We start from the raw sequence: 23,468 nt of genomic DNA, 5'->3' as shown, positions 1-23,468 counted from the left end.
TGCTGTGGCGCGGACTTTTTTTGTTTATCTCTCGATTATTTCAGAATATTATCTTTCCTTAATCGACTGAAAAATAGAGATTTTGATCTGAATTTCAGTAAAAGATGACTCTAAACCATTAAAGAAACTGGTAAAAATAGAATTGTGCAATAAAAATACAGCATGATTCTTAACCAGAAAATTACAAGAAATTCACAGACATCACGAACGGAGTTTAACGAATGAAAAGGAACGCGAAGACAGTGATCGCGGGGATGATCGCACTGGCAATGTCACAGGCTGCTCTGGCAGACGAAATTAAAGTGGCGATTGTTGGTGCGATGTCCGGCCCGGTGGCTCAATGGGGCGATATGGAATTCAACGGTGCACGTGAAGCCATCAAAAACATCAACGCAAAAGGCGGCATCAAAGGCGATAAGCTGGTCGGCGTTGAATATGACGACGCATGCGATCCGAAACAGGCCGTGGCCGTCGCTAACAAAGTGGTCAACGACGGCATTAAGTACGTCATCGGCCATCTTTGCTCCTCTTCCACCCAGCCCGCGTCTGACATCTACGAAGACGAAGGTATTCTGATGATCTCGCCGGGCGCAACCAACCCGGAGCTGACCCAGCGTGGCTACCAGTACATTATGCGTACCGCCGGGCTTGACTCTTCTCAGGGGCCGACAGCGGCGAAATACATTCTTGAGAACGTGAAGCCGCAGCGTATCGCGATCATTCATGACAAACAGCAGTACGGCGAAGGGCTGGCACGTTCGGTGCAGGATGGCCTGAAACAGGGCGGCGCCAGTGTGGTCTTTTTTGACGGCATCACCGCCGGGGAAAAAGATTTCTCAGCCCTCGTCTCCCGCCTGAAGAAAGAGAATATCGATTTCGTCTATTACGGTGGCTATTACCCGGAAATGGGGCAGTTGCTGCGTCAGGCACGCTCGGTCAACCTGAAAACCCAGTTTATGGGGCCGGAAGGTGTGGGTAACGCGTCGCTGTCCAATATCGCGGGCGATGCCGCAGAGGGCATGCTGGTGACCATGCCGAAACGCTATGACCAGGTTCCGGCAAACAGCGCTATCGTCAATGCGCTGAAAGAAGAGAAAAAAGATCCAAGCGGGCCGTATGTCTGGATCACTTACGCCGCTGTACAGTCGCTGGCAACCGCCATGGATCGTACAGGCAGCAAAGAACCACAGGATCTGATTAACGATCTGAAAGCACACGGTGCAGATACCGTAATAGGGCCGCTGAACTGGGATGAAAAAGGCGATCTGAAGGGATTTGAGTTTGGAGTTTTCCAGTGGCATGCCGACGGTTCGTCAACCGCAGCCAAATGATTATCCCGTTCTGTAGGGTTGAAAAGGTTACTTTATGTCCGAGCAGTTCCTCTATTTTTTGCAGCAGATGTTTAACGGCGTCACGCTGGGAAGCACCTATGCGCTGATCGCCATCGGCTACACCATGGTGTACGGCATTATCGGCATGATCAACTTCGCCCATGGCGAGGTGTACATGATCGGCAGCTATGTCTCGTTCATGATCATCGCCGCGCTCATGATGCTGGGTATTGACGCCAGCTGGCTGCTGATCGCCGCCGGTTTTATTGGCGCGATTATCATCGCCAGCGCCTACGGCTGGAGCATCGAACGGGTGGCTTACCGCCCGGTGCGCAGCTCCAAGCGTCTGATCGCGCTGATCTCCGCCATCGGGATGTCCATCTTCCTGCAAAACTACGTCAGCCTGACGGAAGGCTCGCGTGATATCGCCCTGCCGAACCTGGTTGATGGTCAGTGGGTGGTGGGAAGCAGCGAACATTTCTCTGCCTCCATTACCACAATGCAGTTGGTTATCTGGGTCGTGACCTTTATCGCGATGCTGGCGCTGACGGTGTTCATTCGCTACTCGCGCATGGGTCGCGCCTGCCGTGCCTGCGCGGAAGATCTGAAAATGGCGAGCCTGCTCGGCATTAACACTGACCGCGTCATCGCGCTGACCTTTGTGATCGGCGCGGCGATGGCGGCAGTGGCGGGTGTGTTGCTTGGGCAGTTCTACGGCGTTATCAACCCGTACATCGGGTTTATGGCAGGGATGAAAGCCTTTACTGCTGCGGTGCTGGGCGGGATCGGCAGTATTCCGGGGGCGATGATCGGCGGGCTGATCCTCGGCGTGGCGGAAGCGCTCTCTTCTGCGTATCTGAGTACCGAATATAAAGATGTGGTGTCGTTTGCGCTGCTGATTCTGGTGCTGCTGGTGATGCCGACCGGCATCCTGGGTCGCCCGGAGGTAGAAAAAGTATGAAACCGATGCATTTTGCGATGGCGCTGCTTTCGGCGGTCCTGTTTTTCGTGCTGGCCGGTGTGTTCATGGGCGTACAGCTGGGGCTGGACGGCACCAGACTGATCGTGGGTTCGGCGTCGGATATTCGCTGGCAGTGGGTGTTTATCGGCACTGCAGTGGTCTTTTTCTTTCAGTTACTGCGCCCGTTGTTCACTCATGCTCTGAAAGGCGTCTCCGGGCCGAAGTTTATTCTGCCAGCGATTGATGGCTCGACGGTAAAACAGAAGCTGTTTCTGATTGCGCTGCTGGTGATTGCCGTCGCCTGGCCGTTTATGGTCTCCCGCGGTACGGTGGACATCGCCACCCTGACGATGATTTACATCATTCTCGGTCTTGGCCTGAACGTGGTGGTGGGCCTGTCCGGGCTGTTGGTGCTGGGCTACGGCGGTTTCTACGCCATCGGCGCCTACACTTTCGCGCTGCTGAACCACTATTACGGCCTCGGCTTCTGGACCTGCCTGCCGCTCGCCGGTCTGGTATCGGCGCTGGCGGGCTTCCTGCTTGGCTTCCCGGTACTGCGTTTGCGCGGTGACTATCTGGCCATCGTGACCCTCGGCTTCGGGGAAATCGTCCGCATTCTGCTGCTCAACAACACCGAAATTACCGGTGGCCCGAACGGCATCAGCCAGATCCCGAAACCGACACTTTTCGGTCTCGAGTTCAGCCGTACCGCCCGCGAAGGCGGCTGGGATACCTTCAGCAACTTCTTCGGCGTGAAATATGATCCATCCGACCGCGTGGTGTTCCTCTACCTGGTGGCGCTGCTGCTGGTGGTGTTGAGCCTGTTCGTGATTAACCGTCTGCTGCGTATGCCGCTGGGCCGCGCGTGGGAAGCGTTGCGCGAAGATGAAATCGCCTGCCGCTCGCTGGGCCTGAGCCCGACGCGTATCAAGCTGACGGCGTTCACCATCAGCGCCGCGTTTGCGGGTTTTGCCGGTACGCTGTTCGCCGCCCGTCAGGGTTTCGTCAGCCCGGAATCTTTCACCTTCGCCGAATCGGCGTTTGTGCTGGCGATCGTGGTGCTTGGCGGGATGGGTTCTCAGTTTGCGGTCATCCTGGCGGCTATCCTGCTGGTGGTCTCGCGCGAACTGATGCGTGATTTCAATGAATACAGCATGTTAATGCTGGGTGGTTTGATGGTGCTGATGATGATCTGGCGTCCGCAGGGCTTACTGCCGATGACCCGTGTGCAGATGAAACTGAAAAACGGGCAAGCGAAAGGAGAGCGGGCATGAGTCCATTATTATCTGTTGATGGCCTGATGATGCGCTTCGGCGGCTTGCTGGCAGTTAACAACGTGTCGCTGGAGCTGTATCCGCGGGAAATCGTCTCGCTGATTGGGCCGAACGGCGCGGGGAAAACCACCGTGTTCAACTGCCTGACCGGTTTTTATAAACCGACCGGCGGCACTATTCGCCTTCGCGAGCAACACCTCGAGGGTATGTCGGGTCAGCAGATTGCCCGGATGGGCGTGGTGCGGACTTTCCAGCACGTGCGCTTGTTCCGTGAAATGACAGTGATTGAAAACCTGCTGGTGGCGCAACATCAGCAACTGAAAACCGGGGTGTTCTCGGGGTTGCTGAAAACCCCGGCGTTCCGCCGCGCGCAAAGTGAATCGCTGGATCGCGCCGCGGCCTGGCTTGAGCGTATCGGCCTGCTGGCGCATGCCAACCGTCAGGCGAGCAACCTGGCTTATGGTGACCAGCGTCGTCTGGAGATTGCCCGCTGTATGGTGACGCTGCCGGAAATCCTGATGCTCGACGAGCCGGCGGCAGGGCTTAACCCGAAAGAGACCAAAGAGCTGGACGAACTTATCGCCGAGCTGCGCAGCCATCACAACACCACCATTCTGCTGATTGAGCATGATATGAAACTGGTGATGGGGATTTCCGATCGTATTTACGTCGTGAATCAGGGAATGCCGCTGGCGAAAGGGACGCCGGAGGAAATTCGTAATAACCCGGATGTGATCCGCGCGTATTTGGGTGAGGCATAAGATGGAAAAAGTCATGCTGTCTTTTGACGGTGTCAGCGCCCACTACGGTAAAATTCAGGCGCTGCATAACGTCAGTTTGCATATTAATCAGGGCGAAATTGTGACGCTCATTGGTGCCAACGGTGCGGGGAAAACCACGCTGCTCGGCACGCTGTGCGGCGATCCGCGCGCGACCAGCGGGAAGGTGGTGTTCGACGGTAAAGACATTACCGACTGGCAAACCGCGAAAATCATGCGGGAAGCGGTGGCGATTGTGCCGGAAGGTCGTCGCGTCTTTTCGCGGATGACGGTGGAAGAGAACCTGGCGATGGGCGGCTTTTTTGCCGATCGCGATCAGTATCAGACGCGCATTCAGTGGGTCTATGAATTGTTCCCGCGCCTGCATGAGCGTCGTCTCCAGCGTGCGGGCACCATGTCCGGTGGCGAGCAGCAAATGCTGGCGATTGGCCGCGCGTTGATGAGCCAGCCGCGTCTGCTGTTGCTGGACGAACCGTCGCTTGGCCTGGCGCCGATCATCATCCAGCAGATATTCGATACCATCGAACAATTGCGCGATCAGGGTATGACCATCTTCCTCGTCGAGCAGAACGCTAACCAGGCGCTGAAACTCGCCGACCGTGGTTACGTGCTGGAAAACGGGCACGTCGTGCTATCCGATACCGGCGACGCGTTGCTGGCAAACGAAGCCGTACGCAGCGCTTACCTCGGCGGTTAATTCATTCATTGCCCGGCCGCGTGCATCGTGCCGGGCTTACATCGTTTCGTCACCATTTCATCATTTTTCTTCCGCGCTCCTGTCATCTCTCTGTAACTGAAAGATTATTTTTCTGTCATTCGTACATGTCATGTTACCTCGCGAGCACAAACGCGTGATTTCGCGCATCCGGCACAAAACAAGAGAGATAACCGAATGACTTCGTTACGACACACAGCTTTAGGACTGGCGCTCAGTCTGGCATTTGCTGGCAACGCGCTGGCAGAAACCACGATCCCGTTCTGGCATTCCATGGAAGGGGAACTGGGAAAAGAAGTGGATTCCCTGGCGCAACGTTTCAACCAGGCAAACCCGGATTACAAAATTGTGCCGGTTTATAAAGGCAACTATGAACAAAGCCTGAGCGCGGGTATCGCCGCGTTCCGTACCGGCAACGCTCCCGCCCTGTTACAGGTTTATGAAGTTGGCACCGCCACCATGATGGCTTCCAAAGCGATCAAGCCGGTGTATGAAGTGTTCAGCGACGCCAACATCAAATTTGATGAGTCACAGTTCGTCCCGACCGTTTCCGGTTACTACTCCGATTCGAAAACGGGTCACCTGCTGTCTCAGCCGTTCAACAGCTCCACGCCGGTGCTGTACTACAACAAAGATGCCTTCAAAAAAGCCGGTTTAGATCCGGAGCAGCCGCCGAAAACCTGGCAGGATCTGGCCGCGTATACGGCGAAACTGAAAGCGTCTGGCGCGAAATGTGGTTACGCCAGCGGCTGGCAGGGTTGGATCCAGATTGAAAACTTCAGCGCCTGGCACGGTCTGCCGGTCGCAACCAAAAATAACGGCTTTGACGGTACTGACGCGGTGCTGGAATTCAACAAGCCGGAGCAGGTGAAACACATCGCCATGCTCGAAGAACTGAACAAGAAGGGTGATTTCAGCTACTTCGGTCGTAAAGACGAGTCCACCGAGAAGTTCTATAACGGTGACTGCGCCATTACCACCGCCTCTTCCGGTTCACTGGCAGACATCCGTCATTACGCCAAATTCAATTATGGCGTGGGTATGATGCCATATGACGCTGACGTGAAAGGCGCACCGCAGAACGCGATTATCGGCGGCGCCAGCCTGTGGGTCATGCAGGGTAAAGACAAAGCGACCTACACCGGCGTGGCGAAATTCCTCGAGTTCCTGGCGAAACCAGAAAACGCCGCGGAATGGCACCAGAAAACCGGTTACCTGCCGATCACCAAAGCCGCGTATGACCTGACCCGCGAGCAGGGCTATTACGACAAAAACCCGGGCGCGGATATCGCCACTCGTCAGATGCTGAACAAGCCGCCGTTGCCGTTCACCAAAGGTATGCGTCTGGGCAACATGCCGCAGATCCGTACCGTGGTGGATGAAGAGCTGGAAAGCGTATGGACAGGTAAGAAAACGCCTCAGCAGGCACTGGACGCCGCCGTTGAACGTGGCAATCAGCTGCTGCGTCGCTTTGAGCAGTCGACGAAATCTTAATAAATTGCCCGGTGGCGCTGCGCTTACCGGGCCTACATTTAGTACTTCGTAGGCCGGGTAAGGCGGAGCCGTCACCCGGCGCTGTTCAGGAACCCAATTTTAATGTCCTCATCCCGTCCGGTGTTTCGTTCTCGTTGGCTGCCCTATCTCCTCGTCGCGCCACAGCTGGCGATCACCCTCATTTTCTTTATCTGGCCTGCGGGCGAAGCATTGTGGTACTCGCTGCAAAGCGTTGATCCATTCGGGCTTTCCAGTCAGTTTGTTGGCCTGGATAACTTTGTCGCGCTGTTTCACGACAGCTACTATCTGGATTCTTTCTGGACCACCATCAAATTCAGTACGCTGGTGACCGTCAGCGGCCTGCTGGTCTCACTGTTCTTTGCCGCACTGGTGGATTATGTGGTTCGCGGCAGCCGGTTATATCAGACACTGATGCTGCTGCCCTACGCAGTGGCGCCCGCCGTGGCGGCGGTGCTGTGGATCTTCCTCTTCAACCCGGGACGCGGGTTAATCACCCATGCGCTGGGTGAGTTCGGTTATGACTGGAACCACGCGCAGAACAGCGGACAGGCGATGTTCCTCGTGGTTTTCGCCTCGGTCTGGAAGCAGATCAGCTACAACTTCCTGTTCTTCTTTGCCGCGCTGCAGTCGATTCCCCGTTCGCTGGTCGAGGCCGCCGCAATTGACGGTGCCGGGCCGATTCGTCGTTTCTTTAAGCTGTCGCTGCCGCTGATTGCGCCCGTCAGTTTTTTCCTGCTGGTGGTGAACCTGGTTTACGCCTTCTTCGATACCTTCCCGGTGATCGATGCCGCTACCGCGGGCGGGCCGGTGCAGGCCACGACCACGCTTATCTATAAAATTTACCGTGAAGGGTTTGCCGGGCTTGATCTCTCCGCCTCTGCCGCGCAGTCGGTGGTGCTGATGATGCTGGTGATTGTCCTGACGGTAGTGCAGTTCCGCTACGTTGAAAGCAAGGTGCGTTACCAATGATTGAGCATCGCCCCGGGCTGACGATATTCAGCCACACTATGTTAATTCTCGGTATTGCGGTGATCCTGTTTCCGCTGTACGTCGCGTTCGTGGCGGCCACGCTCGACAACAACGCGGTGTACGCCACGCCAATGACGCTGGTGCCGGGAACACATCTGCTGGAGAACATGGCGACCATCTGGCGGGAGGGCGTCGGCGTTAACAGTGCGCCGTTCTGGCTGATGATGCTCAACAGTTTCATCATGGCGTTCGGCATTACAGTGGGCAAAATCGCCGTCTCGATCCTCTCCGCCTTCGCCATCGTCTGGTTTCGTTTTCCGCTGCGTAACCTGTTCTTCTGGATGATCTTCATCACCCTGATGCTGCCGGTGGAAGTACGTATCTTCCCGACGGTGGAAGTGATCGCCCGGCTGAACATGCTCGACAGCTACACCGGTCTGACGCTGCCGCTGATGGCCTCGGCCACCGCCACCTTCCTGTTCCGTCAGTTTTTCATGACGCTGCCGGACGAACTGATTGAAGCTGCGCGCATTGATGGCGCGTCGGCGATGCGCTTTTTCCGCGACATCGTGCTGCCGCTGTCGAAAACCAACCTCGCGGCGCTGTTCGTGATCACCTTCATTTACGGCTGGAACCAGTATCTGTGGCCGCTGCTGATTATTCAGGATGTGAATCTCGGCACCGCCGTGGCGGGCATCAAAGGGATGATCTCCAATGGTGAAGGCACCACGCTCTGGAATCAGGTGATGGCCGCGATGCTGCTCACGCTCATTCCTCCCGTAATTATCGTTTTAGCCATGCAGCGCGCGTTTGTGCGTGGTTTAGTGGACAGTGAGAAATAAGATGGCCGGATTGAAATTACAGGCAGTAAGCAAAAGCTGGGATGGCGGAAAAACGCAGGTGATCCAGCCGTTAACCGTTGATGTGTCTGACGGTGAGTTCATTGTAATGGTCGGCCCGTCCGGCTGTGGTAAATCGACACTGTTACGCATGGTGGCCGGGCTTGAGCGCGTCACCAGCGGCGATATCTGGATTGATCGCCAGCGTGTCACTGAAATGGAGCCGAAAGATCGCGGTATCGCGATGGTGTTTCAGAACTATGCGCTCTATCCGCACATGAGCGTGGAAGAGAACATGGCCTGGGGCCTGAAAATTCGCGGCATGGGCAAAGCGCACATCGCCGGGCGTGTGCAGGAAGCGGCACGTATTCTGGAACTGGACGGTTTGCTGAAGCGCCGTCCGCGTGAGCTTTCCGGCGGTCAGCGCCAGCGTGTGGCGATGGGGCGCGCGATTGTGCGCGATCCGGCGGTCTTTCTGTTTGATGAACCGCTCTCCAACCTTGACGCCAAGCTGCGCGTCCAGATGCGCCTTGAACTGCAACAGCTGCATCGCCGCCTGAACACTACTTCGCTGTACGTCACCCATGACCAGGTGGAAGCGATGACGCTGGCGCAGCGGGTGATGGTGATGAACAAAGGCGTTGCCGAGCAAATCGGCACACCGGTCGAAGTATATGAAAAACCGGCCTCTCGCTTCGTGGCGAGCTTTATCGGCAGCCCGGCGATGAACCTGCTGGATGGCCGAGTCAGTCAGGCAGGCACCCATTTTGAGCTGGACAGCGGCATGGCGCTGCCCATTAACTGGCAATTCCGCGGATATGCCGGGCGCAACATGACACTGGGTATCCGTCCGGAACATATTGCGTTAAGCTCGCAGGCAGAGGGCGGTATTCCGATGGTGCTGGATACGCTCGAGATTCTGGGTGCAGATAACCTGGCGCACGGACGCTGGGGAGAACAAAAGCTGGTGGTGCGTCTGCCGCATCAGCAGCGCCCGCAGGCGGGCAGCACGCTGTGGCTGCATCTGGCGGAAAATCATCTGCATCTGTTTGATGGAGAAACAGGACAACGCATATGAGCTACTGGCCTTATCCACACATTGTCGCACACCGTGGCGGCGGTAAACTGGCGCCGGAAAACACACTGGCCGCCATTGATGTTGGCGCGTACTACGGCCATCTGATGGTCGAGTTTGACGTTAAGCTGTCAAAGGATGGCGAGATTTTCCTGCTGCATGACGATCACCTTGAACGTACCAGCAATGGTTGGGGCGTGGCAGGGGATCTGACGTGGAGCGACCTGCAACGTGTGGATGCCGGGAGTTGGTTCAGTGGCGAGTTCAAAGGCGAACCGTTGCCGCTTCTGACAGACGTGGCGCAGCGCTGCCGTGAGCAGGGCATGATGGCGAATATTGAAATTAAGCCAACCACCGGCACCGGGCCGCTGACCGGAAAAGTGGTGGCGCTGGCGGCACGCGAGCTGTGGCAGGACATGACCGCGCCGTTGCTCTCTTCCTTTGATATCGATGCACTGGAAGCGGCGCAGGCCGCCGTACCGGAGCTGCCGCGCGGATTGTTGCTCGACGAATGGCGCGATGACTGGCAGTCGCTGACAACGCGCCTTGGCTGCGTATCGATTCACCTGAATCACAAATTGCTGGACGAAGAACGCGTGAGCATGCTGAAAGCGGCGGGGCTGCGTATTCTGGTATACACCGTGAATAAACCCCAGCGCGCGTCGGAGCTTTTACACTGGGGCGTGGACTGCATCTGCACCGATGCGATTGACGTCATCGGCGCCGATTTCGAGCCTTAAGGATTTTTCAGCATGTCGCCGTTCTGACGCGACGGTAACATGTGCTGCTGACCGCTCTCCTGCGTCGTGTTGTTCAGCATCCCTCCGTTGGTATTGGGCAGGACCTGCTCACGCGGCTGGCCCTGTCGGATGCGCTGCGCGTTGTCGTTCATCTGCATTTGCAGATGCTGCTGCTGGTTGCGGGTCTGCGTCTGAATTTGCTGATTTAACATCCCTTTATGCTGTTGCTGCTGGTTTAGCATCTGGGTTTGCATCCGCTGCTGACTGGGAATTTGATAGCCCGGCAGATTCGGGTTATTCGTGGTGTTCAGGGGCTGTGCCAGTACAGCAAACGGCAACAATGCCGTTATCAATAACACACGTTTCATTTTTCATTCCCTCCCTCTGAGGTCTCTCTTAAGTTTACCCTGATTCAGGCATAACGATGATTTTTTAAGAGTTGTGAACCAGGCTTAAGCCGGAGCATAGATCTTATCACCTGGAGAACAACAATGATGAAATCCTCATTTTTGCGTGGGGTGGCGATCGCTGCCCTGCTGGCGGGAGGCACCTTTGCCGTCGCTGCGACCCCTCCTGCCGCGCCGCCGGTGTCCTATGGCGTGGAGGAGGATGTGTTTCATCCTGTCCGCGCGCAACAGGGCATGGTCTCCTCCGTGGATGCGCTCGCGACCCGCGTGGGCGTCGATATTTTGAAGCAGGGCGGTAACGCGGTCGACGCCGCCGTGGCCGTGGGTTATGCGCTGGCGGTCACCCATCCGCAGGCGGGAAATCTTGGCGGTGGCGGCTTCATGATGCTGCGCACCAAAGACGGTAAAACGACCGCCATCGACTTTCGCGAAATCGCGCCTGAGCAGGCCACACGCGACATGTTCCTGGATGATGAGGGTAACCCGGACAGCAAGAAATCACTTACTTCGTCACTGGCGTCCGGCACGCCGGGCACCGTTGCGGGTTTCTCGCTGGCGCTGGAAAAATACGGCACGATGCCGCTGAATAAGGTGATCCGCCCGGCGCACAAGCTTGCTGAAGAGGGCTTTGTGGTGAACGACGCGCTGGCGGACGACCTCAAAACCTACGGTAGCGAAGTGATCCCTGCTCATGAAAACAGCAAAGCCATTTTCTGGAAAAATGGTGAGCCGCTGAAAAAAGGCGACACGCTGGTGCAGAAAAATCTGGCGAAGAGCCTCGAAATGATTGCGGAAAACGGCCCTGATGCTTTTTACAAAGGGGCAATTGCCGATCAGATTGTCGAAGAGATGCAGAAAAACGGCGGCCTGATGAGCAAAGCGGATCTGGCGAATTACAAGGCTGTAGAGCGTACGCCGATCAGCGGCGATTATCGTGGATACCAGGTGTTCTCCATGCCGCCGCCATCGTCAGGCGGCATTCACATCGTACAGATCCTCAACATCCTGGAAAACTTCGACCTGCATAAATACGGCTTCGGCAGCGCCGACGCGATGCAACTGATGGTGGAAGCGGAGAAACGTGCATACGCTGACCGTTCGGAATACCTCGGCGACCCGGACTTCGTAAAAGTGCCGTGGCAGGCGCTGACCAGCAAAGCCTACGCCAAATCAATTGCCGATGAGATTGATATCAACAAGGCTAAACCGTCGAGCGAAATCCGCCCCGGCAAACTGGCGCCGTATGAAAGTAATCAGACCACGCATTATTCCGTCGTCGATAAAGACGGCAATGCGGTGGCGGTGACTTACACGCTTAACACGACATTCGGTACCGGGATTGTCGCCGGGAACACCGGTATTTTGCTGAACAACGAGATGGATGATTTCTCTGCCAAACCAGGTGTGCCGAACGTATACGGACTGGTGGGCGGCGATGCCAACGCTGTCGAGCCGAAAAAACGACCACTTTCATCGATGTCGCCGACCATCGTCGTCAAAGACGGTAAAACCTGGCTGGTCACCGGCAGCCCGGGCGGCAGTCGGATCATCACCACCGTGCTGCAAATGGTCGTAAACAGCATCGATTTTGGAATGAACGTCGCCGAAGCGACCAACGCACCACGCTTCCATCACCAGTGGCTGCCGGATGAGTTGTGGGTTGAAAAAGGTTTTAGCCCGGACACGCTAAAAGTGCTGGAACAGAAAGGGCAAAAAGTGGCGGTGAAAGCGGCGATGGGCAGCACCCAGAGTATTATGATCGGCCCGGACGGTGCGCTGTATGGCGCATCCGATCCCCGCTCGCCGGATGATTTAACGGCGGGGTATTAAAGAAAACGCCGTCAACCGGAATTTATTACAAAAAGAGATAGACAAGTGCGAATGATAATGATTATTATTGCTGTGCGTTCAGGGAGACCTCTACGGGATTACCTGAAAGCACGACATTGCTCACATTGCTTCCAGTATTATTTTATAGCCAGCGCTTCGCTGGCTTTTTTTTTGACCCGTATCTTCCGCCGACGGCTGAGGTGCGCGTGCTTAGTGCCTGAAATAACGTAACCTGCGACACCCTCCCTCAACTTGCGCTAAGGTATGTGGCAGTCACCTTCAAAAAAGGATTGCACCATGACCTTACATTGCGCATTTATCGGTTTTGGTAAGAGCACCACCCGATACCATCTCCCTTACGTTCTTAACCGTAAAAATAGCTGGCATGTGGCGCATATCTTTCGCCGCAGCGCGAAACCGGAAGAGCAGCATCCGCAGTATTCCCACATCCATTTCACCAGCGATCTTAACGACGTGTTTGACGATCCAAAGGTCAAACTGGTGATCGTCTGTACCCATGCCGACAGCCATTTTGATTATGCAAAACGCGCGCTGGAAGCGGGGAAAAACGTGCTGGTGGAAAAACCCTTTACCCCGACGATGACCGAAGCGAAGGTGTTGTTTGAACTGGCGCAGAGCAAAGGGCTGACGGTCACGCCGTATCAGAACCGTCGCTTTGACTCCTGCTTCCTCACCGCCAAAAAAGTGATTGAGAGCGGTAAGCTGGGCGAGATCGTCGAAATCGAAAGCCACTTTGATTACTACCGTCCGGTGGTTGACGCGAACCCCGGCCTGCCGCAGGACGGCGCGTTTTATGGCCTCGGCGTGCATACGATGGATCAAATTATTTCGCTGTTTGGCCGCCCGGACCACGTCGCGTACGACATCCGCAGCCTGCGTAATCACGCCAATCCGGACGATACCTTTGAAGCGCAACTGTTCTACGGCAACCTGAAAGCGATCGTCAAAACCAGCCATCTGGTGAAAATCGACTACCCCAAATTTATCGTTCATGGCACCAAAGGGTCTTACCTGAAATACGGTATCGATCAGCAGGAAACCAGCCTGAAAGCCAATATCATGCCGGGTGAGCCAGGTTTCGCCGCGGATGACAGCATCGGCCAACTGGAGTACGTCAATGAGGAAGGGGTTACCGTGCGTGAAGCGGTGAAACCGGAAACCGGCGACTATGGCCGCGTGTATGACGCGCTGTATGAAACGATCGTCAATGGTCGCCCGAATTACGTCAAGGAATCTGAAGTTCTCACCAATCTCGAAATCCTCGAACGCGGGTTCGAACAGGCGTCTCCTGCCACCGTAACCCTCGCAAAATAAGCCACACTGACTCCTCTGTGCTTGTTCATATTTTTTGAACAGAGGAGTCAATTTTCACCCTCTATGATCTCAGGGAGATCGGGTACACACTTATCCCATCGAAACGAACACGGGGTGAACACAATGATTTATTTACGCAAAGCAAACGAACGTGGCCATGCGAACCACGGCTGGCTGGACTCCTGGCATACTTTCTCTTTCGCCAATTATTATGACGCCAACTTTATGGGCTTCTCCGCGTTGCGGGTGATTAACGACGACGTCATCGATGCCGGACAGGGGTTTGGCACCCATCCGCATAAAGACATGGAAATCCTGACTTACGTGCTGGAAGGCGCGGTGGAACATCAGGACAGCATGGGCAACAAAGAGCAGGTACCGGCGGGTGAATTCCAGATCATGAGTGCAGGGACCGGCGTTCGCCACTCTGAGTACAACCCGAGCGAGACCGAGCGTCTGCGCCTGTATCAGATCTGGATCATTCCGGATGAAACCGGCATTACCCCGCGCTACGAGCAGCGTCGCTTTGATGCCGCGCAGGGTAAACAACTGGTACTGTCACCGCAAGCGCGTGATGGCTCCCTGAAAGTGCATCAGGATATGGAACTGTACCGCTGGGCGCTGGCGAAAAATGAACAGTCGATTCATCAGATCGCCGCCAACCGCCGCGTGTGGATCCAGGTGGTGAAAGGCAACGTCACCATTAACGGCACCAAAGCCACGACCAGCGATGGACTGGCAATCTGGGATGAGCAGGCGATCTCGGTTCATGCCGATGAAGCCAGCGAAATTCTGCTGTTTGATCTGCCGCCGGTATAAATAAAATCTCAACCTTCCCTTTTCCCATGGGAAGGTTGAGTCATCTCCGTGATAAACTGAAGGAATGTTTCTCAATCGGTTTCTCTCAGGACGATGAAAAAGAAAAGACCCGTACTTCAGGATGTGGCAGATCGTGTCGGCGTGACCAAAATGACAGTCAGCCGTTTTTTACGTAACCCGGAACAGGTGTCCGTGGCATTGCGTGGCAAGATTGCCGCCGCTCTCGATGAACTGGGTTATATCCCGAACCGCGCGCCAGATATCCTCTCTAATGCCACCAGTCGTGCGATCGGCGTCCTGTTACCTTCCCTCACCAACCAGGTCTTTGCTGAAGTGTTGCGCGGAATTGAAAGCGTGACCGATGCGCACGGTTATCAGACCATGCTGGCGCACTACGGCTATAAGCCGGAGATGGAAGAGGAGCGGCTGGAATCGATGCTCTCCTGGAATATCGACGGATTAATTCTCACCGAACGTACCCACACGCCGCGGACACTGAAAATGATCGAAGTGGCGGGGATCCCGGTGGTGGAACTGATGGACAGCAAATCCCCCTGCCTGGATATCGCCGTCGGTTTCGACAACTTTGAAGCCGCCCGCCAGATGACCGCGGCGATCATCGCCCGTGGCCATCGTCATGTCGCCTATCTCGGTGCACGTCTTGATGAACGTACTATCATCAAGCAGAAGGGATATGAGCAGGCGATGATCGACGCCGGGTTAATGCCCTACAGCGTGATGATGGAGCAGTCGTCGTCATACTCGTCCGGTATTGAGCTGATGCGCCAGGCGCGACGCGAGTATCCGCAACTGGACGGCATCTTCTGTACCAACGATGACCTGGCGGTAGGCGCGGCGTTTGAATGCCAGCGTCTGGGGCTGAAAATTCCTGATGACATGGCGATCGCCGGTTTTCACGGTCACGACATCGGTCAGGTTATGGAGCCGCGTCTTGCCAGCGTGCTGACGCCGCGTGAGCGGATGGGGCAGATTGGCGCCGAGCGTCTGCTGGCTCGCCTTCGTGGCGAGAACGTAACACCTAAGATGTTAGATTTAGGTTTCACGTTGTCACCGGGCGGATCCATTTAGTCTGACAAAGTTGATGTAGCTCACAGTTATAAACATCCCGCACGAATGGATATTGCTTCTGCTCTGACCCGGCAGGACAATGTTACCGATAACTGTTACCCGTAACAAATTAACCAACGGTGCTGTGGGAGCGACACAATGAGCACGACTAACCATGATAACCATATCTACGTCCTGATGGGCGTTTCCGGCAGTGGAAAATCTGCTGTTGCCAGTGAAGTGGCGTATCAACTGAAAGCCGCGTTTCTTGATGGCGACTTTCTGCATCCGCGCAAAAATATCGACAAAATGTCATCCGGCGAGCCGCTGAATGATGACGATCGCAAACCGTGGCTGCAGGCGCTTAACGACGCCGCTTTCGCCATGCAGCGCACCAACAAAGTGTCGCTGATCGTTTGCTCTGCGCTGAAAAAAACCTATCGCGATATCCTGCGCGCCGGGAACCCGAACCTCTCTTTCATCTACCTGAAAGGTGATTTCGACGTGATTGAAGGCCGTCTGAAAGCACGTAAAGGCCATTTCTTTAAAACGCAGATGTTGGTGACGCAGTTTGAAACGCTGCAGGAGCCGGGCGCTGACGAAAGTGATGTGCTGGTGGTAGATATCGATCAATCGCTGGAAGGCGTTGTTGCGAGCACCATTGAGGTTATCAACAAAAGGCAGTAAGTAGTGAGTACATTGACGTTAGTGTTAACAGCAGCGGGTTCGGTTTTACTGCTGCTGTTTTTGGTCATGAAAGCGCGTATGCATGCTTTCGTGGCATTGATGGTGGTTTCTATTGGTGCAGGTCTCTTTTCCGGAATGCCGCTCGACAAAATCGCGGCCACGATGGAAAAAGGGATGGGAGGCACACTGGGCTTTCTGGCGATTGTTGTCGCGCTGGGAGCGATGTTTGGCAAGATCCTGCACGAAACTGGCGCAGTTGATCAAATTGCCGTCAGGATGCTGAAATCGTTTGGCCACAGTCGCGCGCATTATGCGATTGGTCTGGCGGGGCTGATTTGCGCGTTGCCGCTGTTCTTCGAAGTGGCGATTGTGCTGCTGATTAGCGTGGCGTTTTCGATGGCGCGTCACACCGGCACGAACCTGGTGAAACTGGTGATCCCGCTGTTTGCAGGGGTTGCCGCCGCTGCTGCGTTTCTGCTGCCTGGCCCGGCGCCGATGCTGCTGGCCTCGCAGATGCACGCGGATTTTGGCTGGATGATCCTCATCGGCTTGTGCGCGGCGATCCCGGGGATGATCATTGCGGGTCCGCTGTTCGGCAATTTCATTGGTCGTTACGTCGAACTGCACATTCCTGACGACGTCACCGAACCGCATCTCGGCGAGGGGAAAATGCCCTCCTTCGGCTTCAGCCTCGCGCTGATCCTGCTGCCGCTGGTGCTGGTGGGGCTGAAAACCATCGCGGCGCGCTTCGTTGAGCCTGGCTCGACGGCCTACCAGTGGTTTGAGTTCGTCGGTCATCCGTTTACTGCGATTCTGGTCGCCTGTCTGGTCGCCATGTACGGTCTGGCGATGCGCCAGGGGATGCCGAAAGACAAAGTGATGGAAATCTGCGGTCATGCGCTGCAACCGGCGGGCATTATTCTGCTGGTGATCGGCGCGGGCGGCGTGTTCAAGCAGGTGCTGGTGGATTCTGGCGTGGGCCCGGCGCTCGGTGAAGCGCTGACCGGGATGGGACTGCCGATCGCCCTGACCTGCTTTGTGCTGGCGGCCGCGGTGCGCATCATTCAGGGCTCGGCTACCGTGGCCTGTCTGACGGCGGTGGGACTGGTGATGCCGGTCATCGAACCGCTGCACTACAGCGGCGCGCAGATGGCGGCGCTCTCTGTCTGTATCGCGGGCGGCTCCATTGTGGTCAGCCATGTCAACGACGCCGGTTTCTGGTTGTTCGGTAAATTTACCGGCGCGACCGAAGCGCAGACGCTGAAAACCTGGACGCTGATGGAAACCATTCTCGGTACCACCGGCGCGATCATCGGCATGATTGCCTTCTCGCTGTTAAGTTAACCGCTCTTCAGCCCGGTGGCGATCGCGTTGCCGGGCCATTACCTTCCGCTTTTACCGCATCTTCATCAAAAAACGTGCCTTATCATCGGCAAAATTTCTGATACTGCGGGAATCATTGATTATTTTCACTTGCGACTTTGGTAGCATTTTGTAATGTGATAGGTGTCGCAGTTCACTGATAAAACGCATATACACAACAGCACACACCTCTGCAGGAAAAACGCTATGAAAAATGTTGGCTTTATCGGCTGGCGCGGGATGGTCGGCTCTGTTCTCATGCAACGCATGGTTGAAGAGCACGACTTCGACGCCATCCGCCCGGTTTTTTTCTCCACCTCGCAGCATGGGCAGGACGCGCCCGGTTTTGGTAAAGAGGTCGGGAGCAAGCTTCAGGATGCCTACAACCTGGACGCTTTGAAGGCACTCGATATTATCGTGACGTGCCAGGGCGGCGATTATACCAACGACATTTTCCCTAAGCTGCGTGCCAGCGGCTGGCAGGGGTACTGGATTGACGCCGCCTCGTCGCTGCGCATGAAAGACGATGCCATCATCATTCTTGACCCGGTTAACCAGGGCGTGATTACCGACGCGCTGAACAAAGGCGTTAATACTTTTGTCGGCGGCAACTGTACCGTCAGCCTGATGCTGATGTCGCTCGGCGGTCTGTTCGCGCAGGATCTGATCGAGTGGGTGTCTGTGGCGACCTATCAGGCCGCGTCCGGCGGTGGTGCGCGCCATATGCGCGAGCTGCTGACTCAGATGGGCCAGTTGCACAATTACGTTGCCGATGAGCTGGCAGACCCGGCGTCCGCCATCCTCGACATCGAACGCAAAGTCACCGGCCTGACCCGCAGCGGCGAACTGCCGGTCGACAACTTCGGCGTACCGCTGGCGGGCAGCCTGATCCCGTGGATCGACAAACAGCTCGACAACGGTCAGAGCCGTGAAGAGTGGAAAGGCCAGGCTGAGACCAACAAAATTCTCGGTACGCAGCACACCATTCCGGTGGACGGCCTGTGCGTGCGCATTGGCGCGCTGCGCTGCCACAGCCAGGCATTCACACTGAAACTGAAAAAAGATGTGTCGGTACAAACTATCGAAGAGATGCTGGCGGCACATAATCCGTGGGCGAAAGTGGTGCCGAATGATCGTGAAATCAGCATGCGCGAGCTGACCCCTGCGGCGGTGACCGGTACCTTAACCACGCCGGTGGGCCGTCTGCGTAAGCTGAACATGGGGCCGGAGTACCTTTCCGCCTTCACCGTTGGTGATCAACTGCTGTGGGGTGCCGCCGAACCGCTGCGCCGTATGCTGAGGCAACTGGCGTAATAATTTCTAATGACTTAGGGGTGCGCTGACACCCCTTTTTTTGCGTAATACAAGGAGGACGCGCAGATGTTTAATTTTTTCTCGGGAGCCAAATAAAGCGTTGGCTATGCTTTAAGCAAGGTAATGTATTTCAACCTTAGCTGAGGGTAGGACGGAGCAGGGAAGATGCACAGTCAACATGCTGCACCGTTCAGGTCAAAAATGTCACCGCAGTTGTGGAAGAGGGTGACACTCAAAAAACAGGATAGAAAACCATGTCTGATCGTATCGATAGAGACGTGATCAATGCGTTGTTTGCCGGTCATTTTGCCGACCCTTTTTCGATTCTTGGCATGCATCGTACTGACGACGGACTGGAAGTCCGCGCACTTTTACCTGACGCGACGGATGTCTGGGTCATTGAACCCAAAACCGGGCGCAAAGTTGGTAAACTCGAATGCCTCGATTCCCGCGGCTTTTTTTGGGGTCTCTTACCCCGCAGGAAAAACCCTTTTCGTTATCAACTCGCCGTCACCTGGCACGGTCAACAGAATCTGATTGACGATCCTTATCGTTTCGGCCCCTTGTTGCAGGAGATGGACGCCTGGCTGCTGTCGGAAGGCACGCACCTGCGCCCTTATGAAACCCTCGGCGCGCATGCTGATACGATGGACGGCGTCACCGGTACCCGCTTCTCCGTCTGGGCGCCTAATGCGCACCGCGTTTCCGTCGTCGGGCAGTTCAATTACTGGGATGGCCGCCGTCATCCGATGCGTCTGCGTCGCGAATCCGGTATCTGGGAACTGTTTGTGCCAGGCGCGCACAACGGTCAGCTCTACAAGTTTGAGATGATCGACGCTCACGGCAAACTGCGTATTAAAGCGGACCCTTACGCCTTTGAAGCCCAGATGCGCCCGGAAACCGCGTCGTTGATTTGCGGTTTGCCGGAGAAAGTGGTGCAGAGCGAAGAGCGCAGGCGCGCCAACGACTTCGATGCGCCGATCGCCATTTATGAAGTGCACCTCGGCTCGTGGCGTCGCCACACCGATAACAACTTCTGGCTGAGCTACCGCGAACTGGCCGATCAGCTGGTTCCCTATGCGAAATGGATGGGCTTTACCCACATCGAACTGCTGCCGGTGAATGAACACCCGTTTGACGGTAGCTGGGGCTATCAGCCGACCGGGCTGTACGCGCCAACCCGCCGTTTCGGCACCCGCGATGATTTCCGCTATTTCATTAACGCCGCGCATGCCGCCGGGCTGAATGTGATCCTGGACTGGGTGCCAGGCCATTTCCCGTCCGATGATTTCGGGCTGGCGAAGTTTGATGGTACCGAGCTGTATGAGCACAGTGATCCGCGCGAAGGCTATCATCAGGACTGGAATACGCTGATTTACAACTATGGTCGCCGTGAGGTGGCGAACTACCTGGTGGGTAACGCGCTGTACTGGATCGAGCGTTTCGGCATTGACGCGCTGCGCGTGGATGCGGTGGCGTCAATGATTTACCGCGACTACAGCCGTAAAGCGGGCGAGTGGATCCCCAACGAACACGGCGGTCGTGAAAACCTCGAAGCAATTGAGTTTCTGCGCAGCACCAACCGTATTCTCGGCGAACAGGTGCCGGGCGCGGTGAGTATGGCGGAAGAGTCGACAGATTTCGCTGGCGTTTCGCGCCCGGCGTCGATGGGCGGTCTCGGCTTCTGGTACAAATGGAATCTGGGCTGGATGCACGACACGCTCGATTACATGAAACTTGACCCGGTGCATCGCCAGTATCACCACGACAAGCTGACCTTCGGCATGCTCTACAACAACACCGAAAACTTCGTACTGCCGCTCTCGCACGACGAAGTGGTGCACGGTAAGCGATCGATCCTCGACCGTATGCCGGGCGACGCGTGGCAGAAATTCGCCAACCTGCGCGCCTACTACGGCTGGCTGTATGCCTTCCCGGGCAAAAAATTATTGTTCATGGGCAACGAATTTGCCCAGGGCCGCGAGTGGAATCATGACAGCAGCCTCGACTGGCATCTGCTCGAAGGCGGCGATAACTGGCATCACGGCGTACAGCGCCTGGTGCGCGATCTGAACCACACCTATCGTCATCACAAAGCGCTGCACGAGCTTGATTTTGATTCCTACGGCTTCGAATGGCTGGTGGTAGACGACCATGAACGCTCAGTGCTGATCTTTGTTCGCCGCGACAAGCAGGGTAACGAAATCATTGTTGCCAGTAACTTTACCCCGGTTCCGCGCCACAACTACCGCTTCGGCATTAACCAGCCGGGCCGCTGGCGCGAAGAACTGAATACCGACTCCATGCACTACCACGGCAGTAATGCCGGTAACGGCGGCGTAGTGGAAAGTGAGGCGATTGAAAGCCACGGTCGGCCGAACTCCCTTAGCATTACGCTGCCGCCGCTTGCCACGATCTGGCTGGTGCGGGAGGGCGAATGACCAGACTGACAGCCGGTGCTCCGTCACCGCTGGGCGCAAGCTATGACGGGAAAGGGGTGAATTTTGCGCTCTTTTCCGTTCACGCGGAGCGGGTAGAACTTTGCCTGTTTGATGACAAGGGCGCCGAGCGACGTCTCCCCCTGACATCACGCAGCGGTGATATCTGGCACGGTTATCTGCCGGATGTACATCCAGGATTGCGCTACGGCTACCGGGTTTATGGTCCGTGGGATCCGGCAAAAGGGCATCGCTTTAATCCGGCGAAACTGCTGCTTGATCCCTGCGCGCACCGCGTCGATGGCTATCTGCAGGACAACCCTGTGTTGCACGGCGGCTGGGACACGCCTGATCCCCGCGACAGCGCCGGGGTGGCGCCCGTTTCTGTGGTGGTGGATTTAGGCTATGACTGGGAAGACGACGCGCCGCCCGCCATACCGTGGGGCAACAGCGTTATCTATGAGGCGCATGTCAAGGGCCTGACCTGGCTGCACCCGGCGATCCCCGAGGCGCAGCGCGGCACCTATAGCGCGCTGGGTCATCCGGTGATGATCAACTATCTCAAACAGTTAGGGATCACCGCGCTGGAGCTGTTGCCGGTCGCGCATTTTGCCGATGAACCGCGGCTTCAGCGGATGGGGCTCAGCAACTACTGGGGCTACAATCCATTAGCATTATTTGCCCTTAACCCGCGTTACGCCACCTCGCCGGAGACGGCGCTGAAGGAATTTCGCGATGCGGTAAAAGCGCTGCATGCCGCGGGAATAGAGGTGATCCTTGATGTGGTCCTCAACCACAGCGCGGAAATCGATCTCGAAGGCCCGACCGTCTCACTGCGCGGAATTGATAACAGTAGCTATTATTGGATTAGAGAAGACGGTGATTATCACAACTGGACCGGTTGCGGAAACACGCTCAATCTCAGTCAGCCTGGCGTTGTGGAGTTAGCGCGTCAGTGTCTGCGTTTTTGGGTGGACGAGTGCCATGTTGACGGTTTCCGTTTTGACCTGGCGTCAGTGATGGGGCGCACCCCGGAATTTCGCCAGGACGCGCCGTTGTTTACGGCGATCCACGCCGATCTGGTGTTATCGAAAGTCAAACTGATTGCCGAACCCTGGGACATTGGCCCGGGCGGTTATCAGGTGGGGAATTTCCCCGCACCCTTTGCGGAATGGAATGATCATTTCCGCGATGCTGCCCGCCGCTTCTGGCTGCAGCAGAACCTGTCGCTGGGCGAATTTGCCACCCGCTTTGCCGCGTCCAGCGATGTGTTCAAACGCAATGGCCGTCTGCCGTCGGCATCAGTCAATCTGGTCACCGCGCATGACGGTTTTACCCTGCGAGACTGCGTTTGTTTCAATGAAAAACATAATGAAGCGAATGGCGAAGAAAATCGCGACGGGACTAACAATAACCACAGCAATAACCATGGTATAGAGGGATTAGGCGGCAGTTTTGACGTGACAGAGCGCAGGCGCACCAGCGTCCACGCTCTGATGACGACGTTGCTGCTTTCCCAGGGGACGCCGATGCTGCTGGCCGGTGATGAACACGGTCACAGCCAGCACGGGAACAATAATGCTTACTGTCAGGACAACGCCTTAACCTGGCTCGACTGGGAAAAGGCAAACAGTGGTCTGACGGCGTTCACCGCCGCGTTGATTCATCTGCGCCAGCGCATACCGGCATTGATCCGGGACGCATGGTGGCAGGAGGGTGATGGCAACGTGCGGTGGCTCGGTCAGGATGCGCAACCGTTGAGCGCTGAAGCATGGCAACACGGTGTTAAGCGGATGCAAATTCTGCTTTCCGATCGCTGGCTCATCGCGTTTAACGGCACGCAGGACGTTGCAGAAATTGTTTTACCCTCGGGAGAATGGCATGCCGTTCCTCCCTTTGCCGGAGAGGATAATCCGGTCACCATGGCCATCTGGCATGGGCCCGCGCACGGAGTGTGCGTATTTGAGAGGTCAACAGCATGACATCATTGAGGTTGCCTGCGAACAGGTA

20 protein-coding genes are annotated in these 23,468 nt (G+C 56.1%); 19 read left to right on the top strand and 1 reads right to left on the bottom strand.

Annotated elements, in window-relative coordinates; translation table 11 throughout:
- The first annotated feature begins 221 nt into the window (after window positions 1-221).
- The 10 genes from livK (at window position 222) to ugpQ (ending at window position 10,198) form a co-directional block, all read left to right on the top strand.
- Window positions 222-1,331, top strand: a complete 1,110-nt coding sequence (gene livK / locus AOY23_RS00520) for a high-affinity branched-chain amino acid ABC transporter substrate-binding protein LivK (protein WP_054177918.1) — start codon at window positions 222-224, stop codon at window positions 1,329-1,331.
- 34 nt (window positions 1,332-1,365) lie between these two features.
- Window positions 1,366-2,292, top strand: coding sequence for a high-affinity branched-chain amino acid ABC transporter permease LivH (livH, locus tag AOY23_RS00515; RefSeq protein WP_038158878.1), 927 nt, complete (start codon window positions 1,366-1,368; stop codon window positions 2,290-2,292).
- Window positions 2,289-3,566, top strand: coding sequence for a high-affinity branched-chain amino acid ABC transporter permease LivM (locus AOY23_RS00510; protein ID WP_054177917.1), 1,278 nt, complete (start codon window positions 2,289-2,291; stop codon window positions 3,564-3,566). Before livH ends, AOY23_RS00510 begins: the two co-directional genes overlap by 4 nt.
- Window positions 3,563-4,327: a high-affinity branched-chain amino acid ABC transporter ATP-binding protein LivG gene (gene livG, locus AOY23_RS00505; protein ID WP_054177916.1), complete on the top strand. Its 765-nt coding sequence runs from the start codon at window positions 3,563-3,565 to the stop codon at window positions 4,325-4,327. Before AOY23_RS00510 ends, livG begins: the two co-directional genes overlap by 4 nt.
- Window position 4,328: 1 nt before the next feature.
- A complete protein-coding gene (livF, locus tag AOY23_RS00500; RefSeq protein WP_054177915.1) occupies window positions 4,329-5,042 on the top strand; it encodes a high-affinity branched-chain amino acid ABC transporter ATP-binding protein LivF in 714 nt (237 codons plus the stop codon).
- Between the two features lie 195 nt (window positions 5,043-5,237).
- Window positions 5,238-6,554 carry a sn-glycerol-3-phosphate ABC transporter substrate-binding protein UgpB gene (gene ugpB / locus AOY23_RS00495; protein ID WP_054177914.1) on the top strand — a complete coding sequence of 439 codons (1,317 nt, stop codon included), beginning with the start codon at window positions 5,238-5,240 and terminating at the stop codon, window positions 6,552-6,554.
- Window positions 6,555-6,656: 102 nt separating this feature from the next.
- On the top strand, window positions 6,657-7,544 hold the full coding sequence (ugpA, locus tag AOY23_RS00490) for a sn-glycerol-3-phosphate ABC transporter permease UgpA (protein WP_054177913.1): 888 nt from the start codon (window positions 6,657-6,659) through the stop codon (window positions 7,542-7,544).
- Window positions 7,541-8,386: a sn-glycerol-3-phosphate ABC transporter permease UgpE gene (ugpE, locus tag AOY23_RS00485; RefSeq protein ID WP_054177912.1), complete on the top strand. Its 846-nt coding sequence runs from the start codon at window positions 7,541-7,543 to the stop codon at window positions 8,384-8,386. The genes ugpA and ugpE overlap by 4 nt, the downstream gene beginning before the upstream one ends.
- Window position 8,387: 1 nt before the next feature.
- The gene (locus AOY23_RS00480) at window positions 8,388-9,461 is read left to right on the top strand and encodes a sn-glycerol-3-phosphate import ATP-binding protein UgpC (RefSeq protein ID WP_054177911.1); all 1,074 of its coding nucleotides are present in this window, start codon (window positions 8,388-8,390) and stop codon (window positions 9,459-9,461) included.
- Window positions 9,458-10,198: a glycerophosphodiester phosphodiesterase gene (gene ugpQ, locus AOY23_RS00475; protein ID WP_054177910.1), complete on the top strand. Its 741-nt coding sequence runs from the start codon at window positions 9,458-9,460 to the stop codon at window positions 10,196-10,198. Before AOY23_RS00480 ends, ugpQ begins: the two co-directional genes overlap by 4 nt.
- On the opposite strand, the gene AOY23_RS00470 is transcribed toward ugpQ, so the two are convergent.
- Window positions 10,195-10,566, bottom strand: a complete 372-nt coding sequence (locus tag AOY23_RS00470) for a DUF2756 family protein (protein WP_054177909.1) — start codon at window positions 10,564-10,566, stop codon at window positions 10,195-10,197. The two genes, ugpQ and AOY23_RS00470, sit on opposite strands and share 4 nt — an antisense overlap.
- Before the next feature lie 126 nt (window positions 10,567-10,692).
- Between AOY23_RS00470 and ggt the strand changes: the two genes are divergently transcribed.
- From ggt to glgX, 9 genes are all read left to right on the top strand, one after another.
- The gene (gene ggt, locus AOY23_RS00465) at window positions 10,693-12,435 is read left to right on the top strand and encodes a gamma-glutamyltransferase (protein WP_152958351.1); all 1,743 of its coding nucleotides are present in this window, start codon (window positions 10,693-10,695) and stop codon (window positions 12,433-12,435) included.
- Between the two features lie 297 nt (window positions 12,436-12,732).
- Window positions 12,733-13,770 carry an oxidoreductase gene (locus tag AOY23_RS00460; RefSeq protein WP_054177907.1) on the top strand — a complete coding sequence of 346 codons (1,038 nt, stop codon included), beginning with the start codon at window positions 12,733-12,735 and terminating at the stop codon, window positions 13,768-13,770.
- A gap of 123 nt (window positions 13,771-13,893) precedes the next feature.
- Window positions 13,894-14,589, top strand: a complete 696-nt coding sequence (locus AOY23_RS00455) for a pirin family protein (protein WP_054177906.1) — start codon at window positions 13,894-13,896, stop codon at window positions 14,587-14,589.
- Between the two features lie 93 nt (window positions 14,590-14,682).
- The gene (gene gntR, locus AOY23_RS00450; RefSeq protein ID WP_054177905.1) at window positions 14,683-15,678 is read left to right on the top strand and encodes a gluconate operon transcriptional repressor GntR; all 996 of its coding nucleotides are present in this window, start codon (window positions 14,683-14,685) and stop codon (window positions 15,676-15,678) included.
- 138 nt (window positions 15,679-15,816) lie between these two features.
- Window positions 15,817-16,344: a gluconokinase gene (gntK, locus tag AOY23_RS00445; RefSeq protein WP_054177904.1), complete on the top strand. Its 528-nt coding sequence runs from the start codon at window positions 15,817-15,819 to the stop codon at window positions 16,342-16,344.
- Window positions 16,345-16,347: 3 nt separating this feature from the next.
- Window positions 16,348-17,688 (top strand): gluconate transporter, encoded by a 1,341-nt coding sequence (gntU, locus tag AOY23_RS00440; RefSeq protein ID WP_054177903.1) that lies wholly within the window; start codon window positions 16,348-16,350, stop codon window positions 17,686-17,688.
- A gap of 225 nt (window positions 17,689-17,913) precedes the next feature.
- Complete coding sequence (asd, locus tag AOY23_RS00435) at window positions 17,914-19,020, top strand: aspartate-semialdehyde dehydrogenase (protein ID WP_054177902.1); 1,107 nt, start codon at window positions 17,914-17,916, stop codon at window positions 19,018-19,020.
- Window positions 19,021-19,274: 254 nt separating this feature from the next.
- Window positions 19,275-21,461, top strand: a complete 2,187-nt coding sequence (gene glgB, locus AOY23_RS00430) for a 1,4-alpha-glucan branching enzyme (protein ID WP_054177901.1) — start codon at window positions 19,275-19,277, stop codon at window positions 21,459-21,461.
- Complete coding sequence (glgX, locus tag AOY23_RS00425) at window positions 21,458-23,440, top strand: glycogen debranching protein GlgX (protein WP_054177900.1); 1,983 nt, start codon at window positions 21,458-21,460, stop codon at window positions 23,438-23,440. The genes glgB and glgX overlap by 4 nt, the downstream gene beginning before the upstream one ends.
- Window positions 23,441-23,468: the final 28 nt, after the last annotated feature.

Origin of the sequence: Trabulsiella odontotermitis, assembly GCF_001297775.1 — a bacterium.
GTDB classification, from domain to species: Bacteria; Pseudomonadota; Gammaproteobacteria; order Enterobacterales; family Enterobacteriaceae; genus Trabulsiella; species Trabulsiella odontotermitis.
The sequence above is the reverse complement of the archived record's forward strand: the minus strand, read 5'-3'. Positions and strand labels throughout refer to the sequence as shown.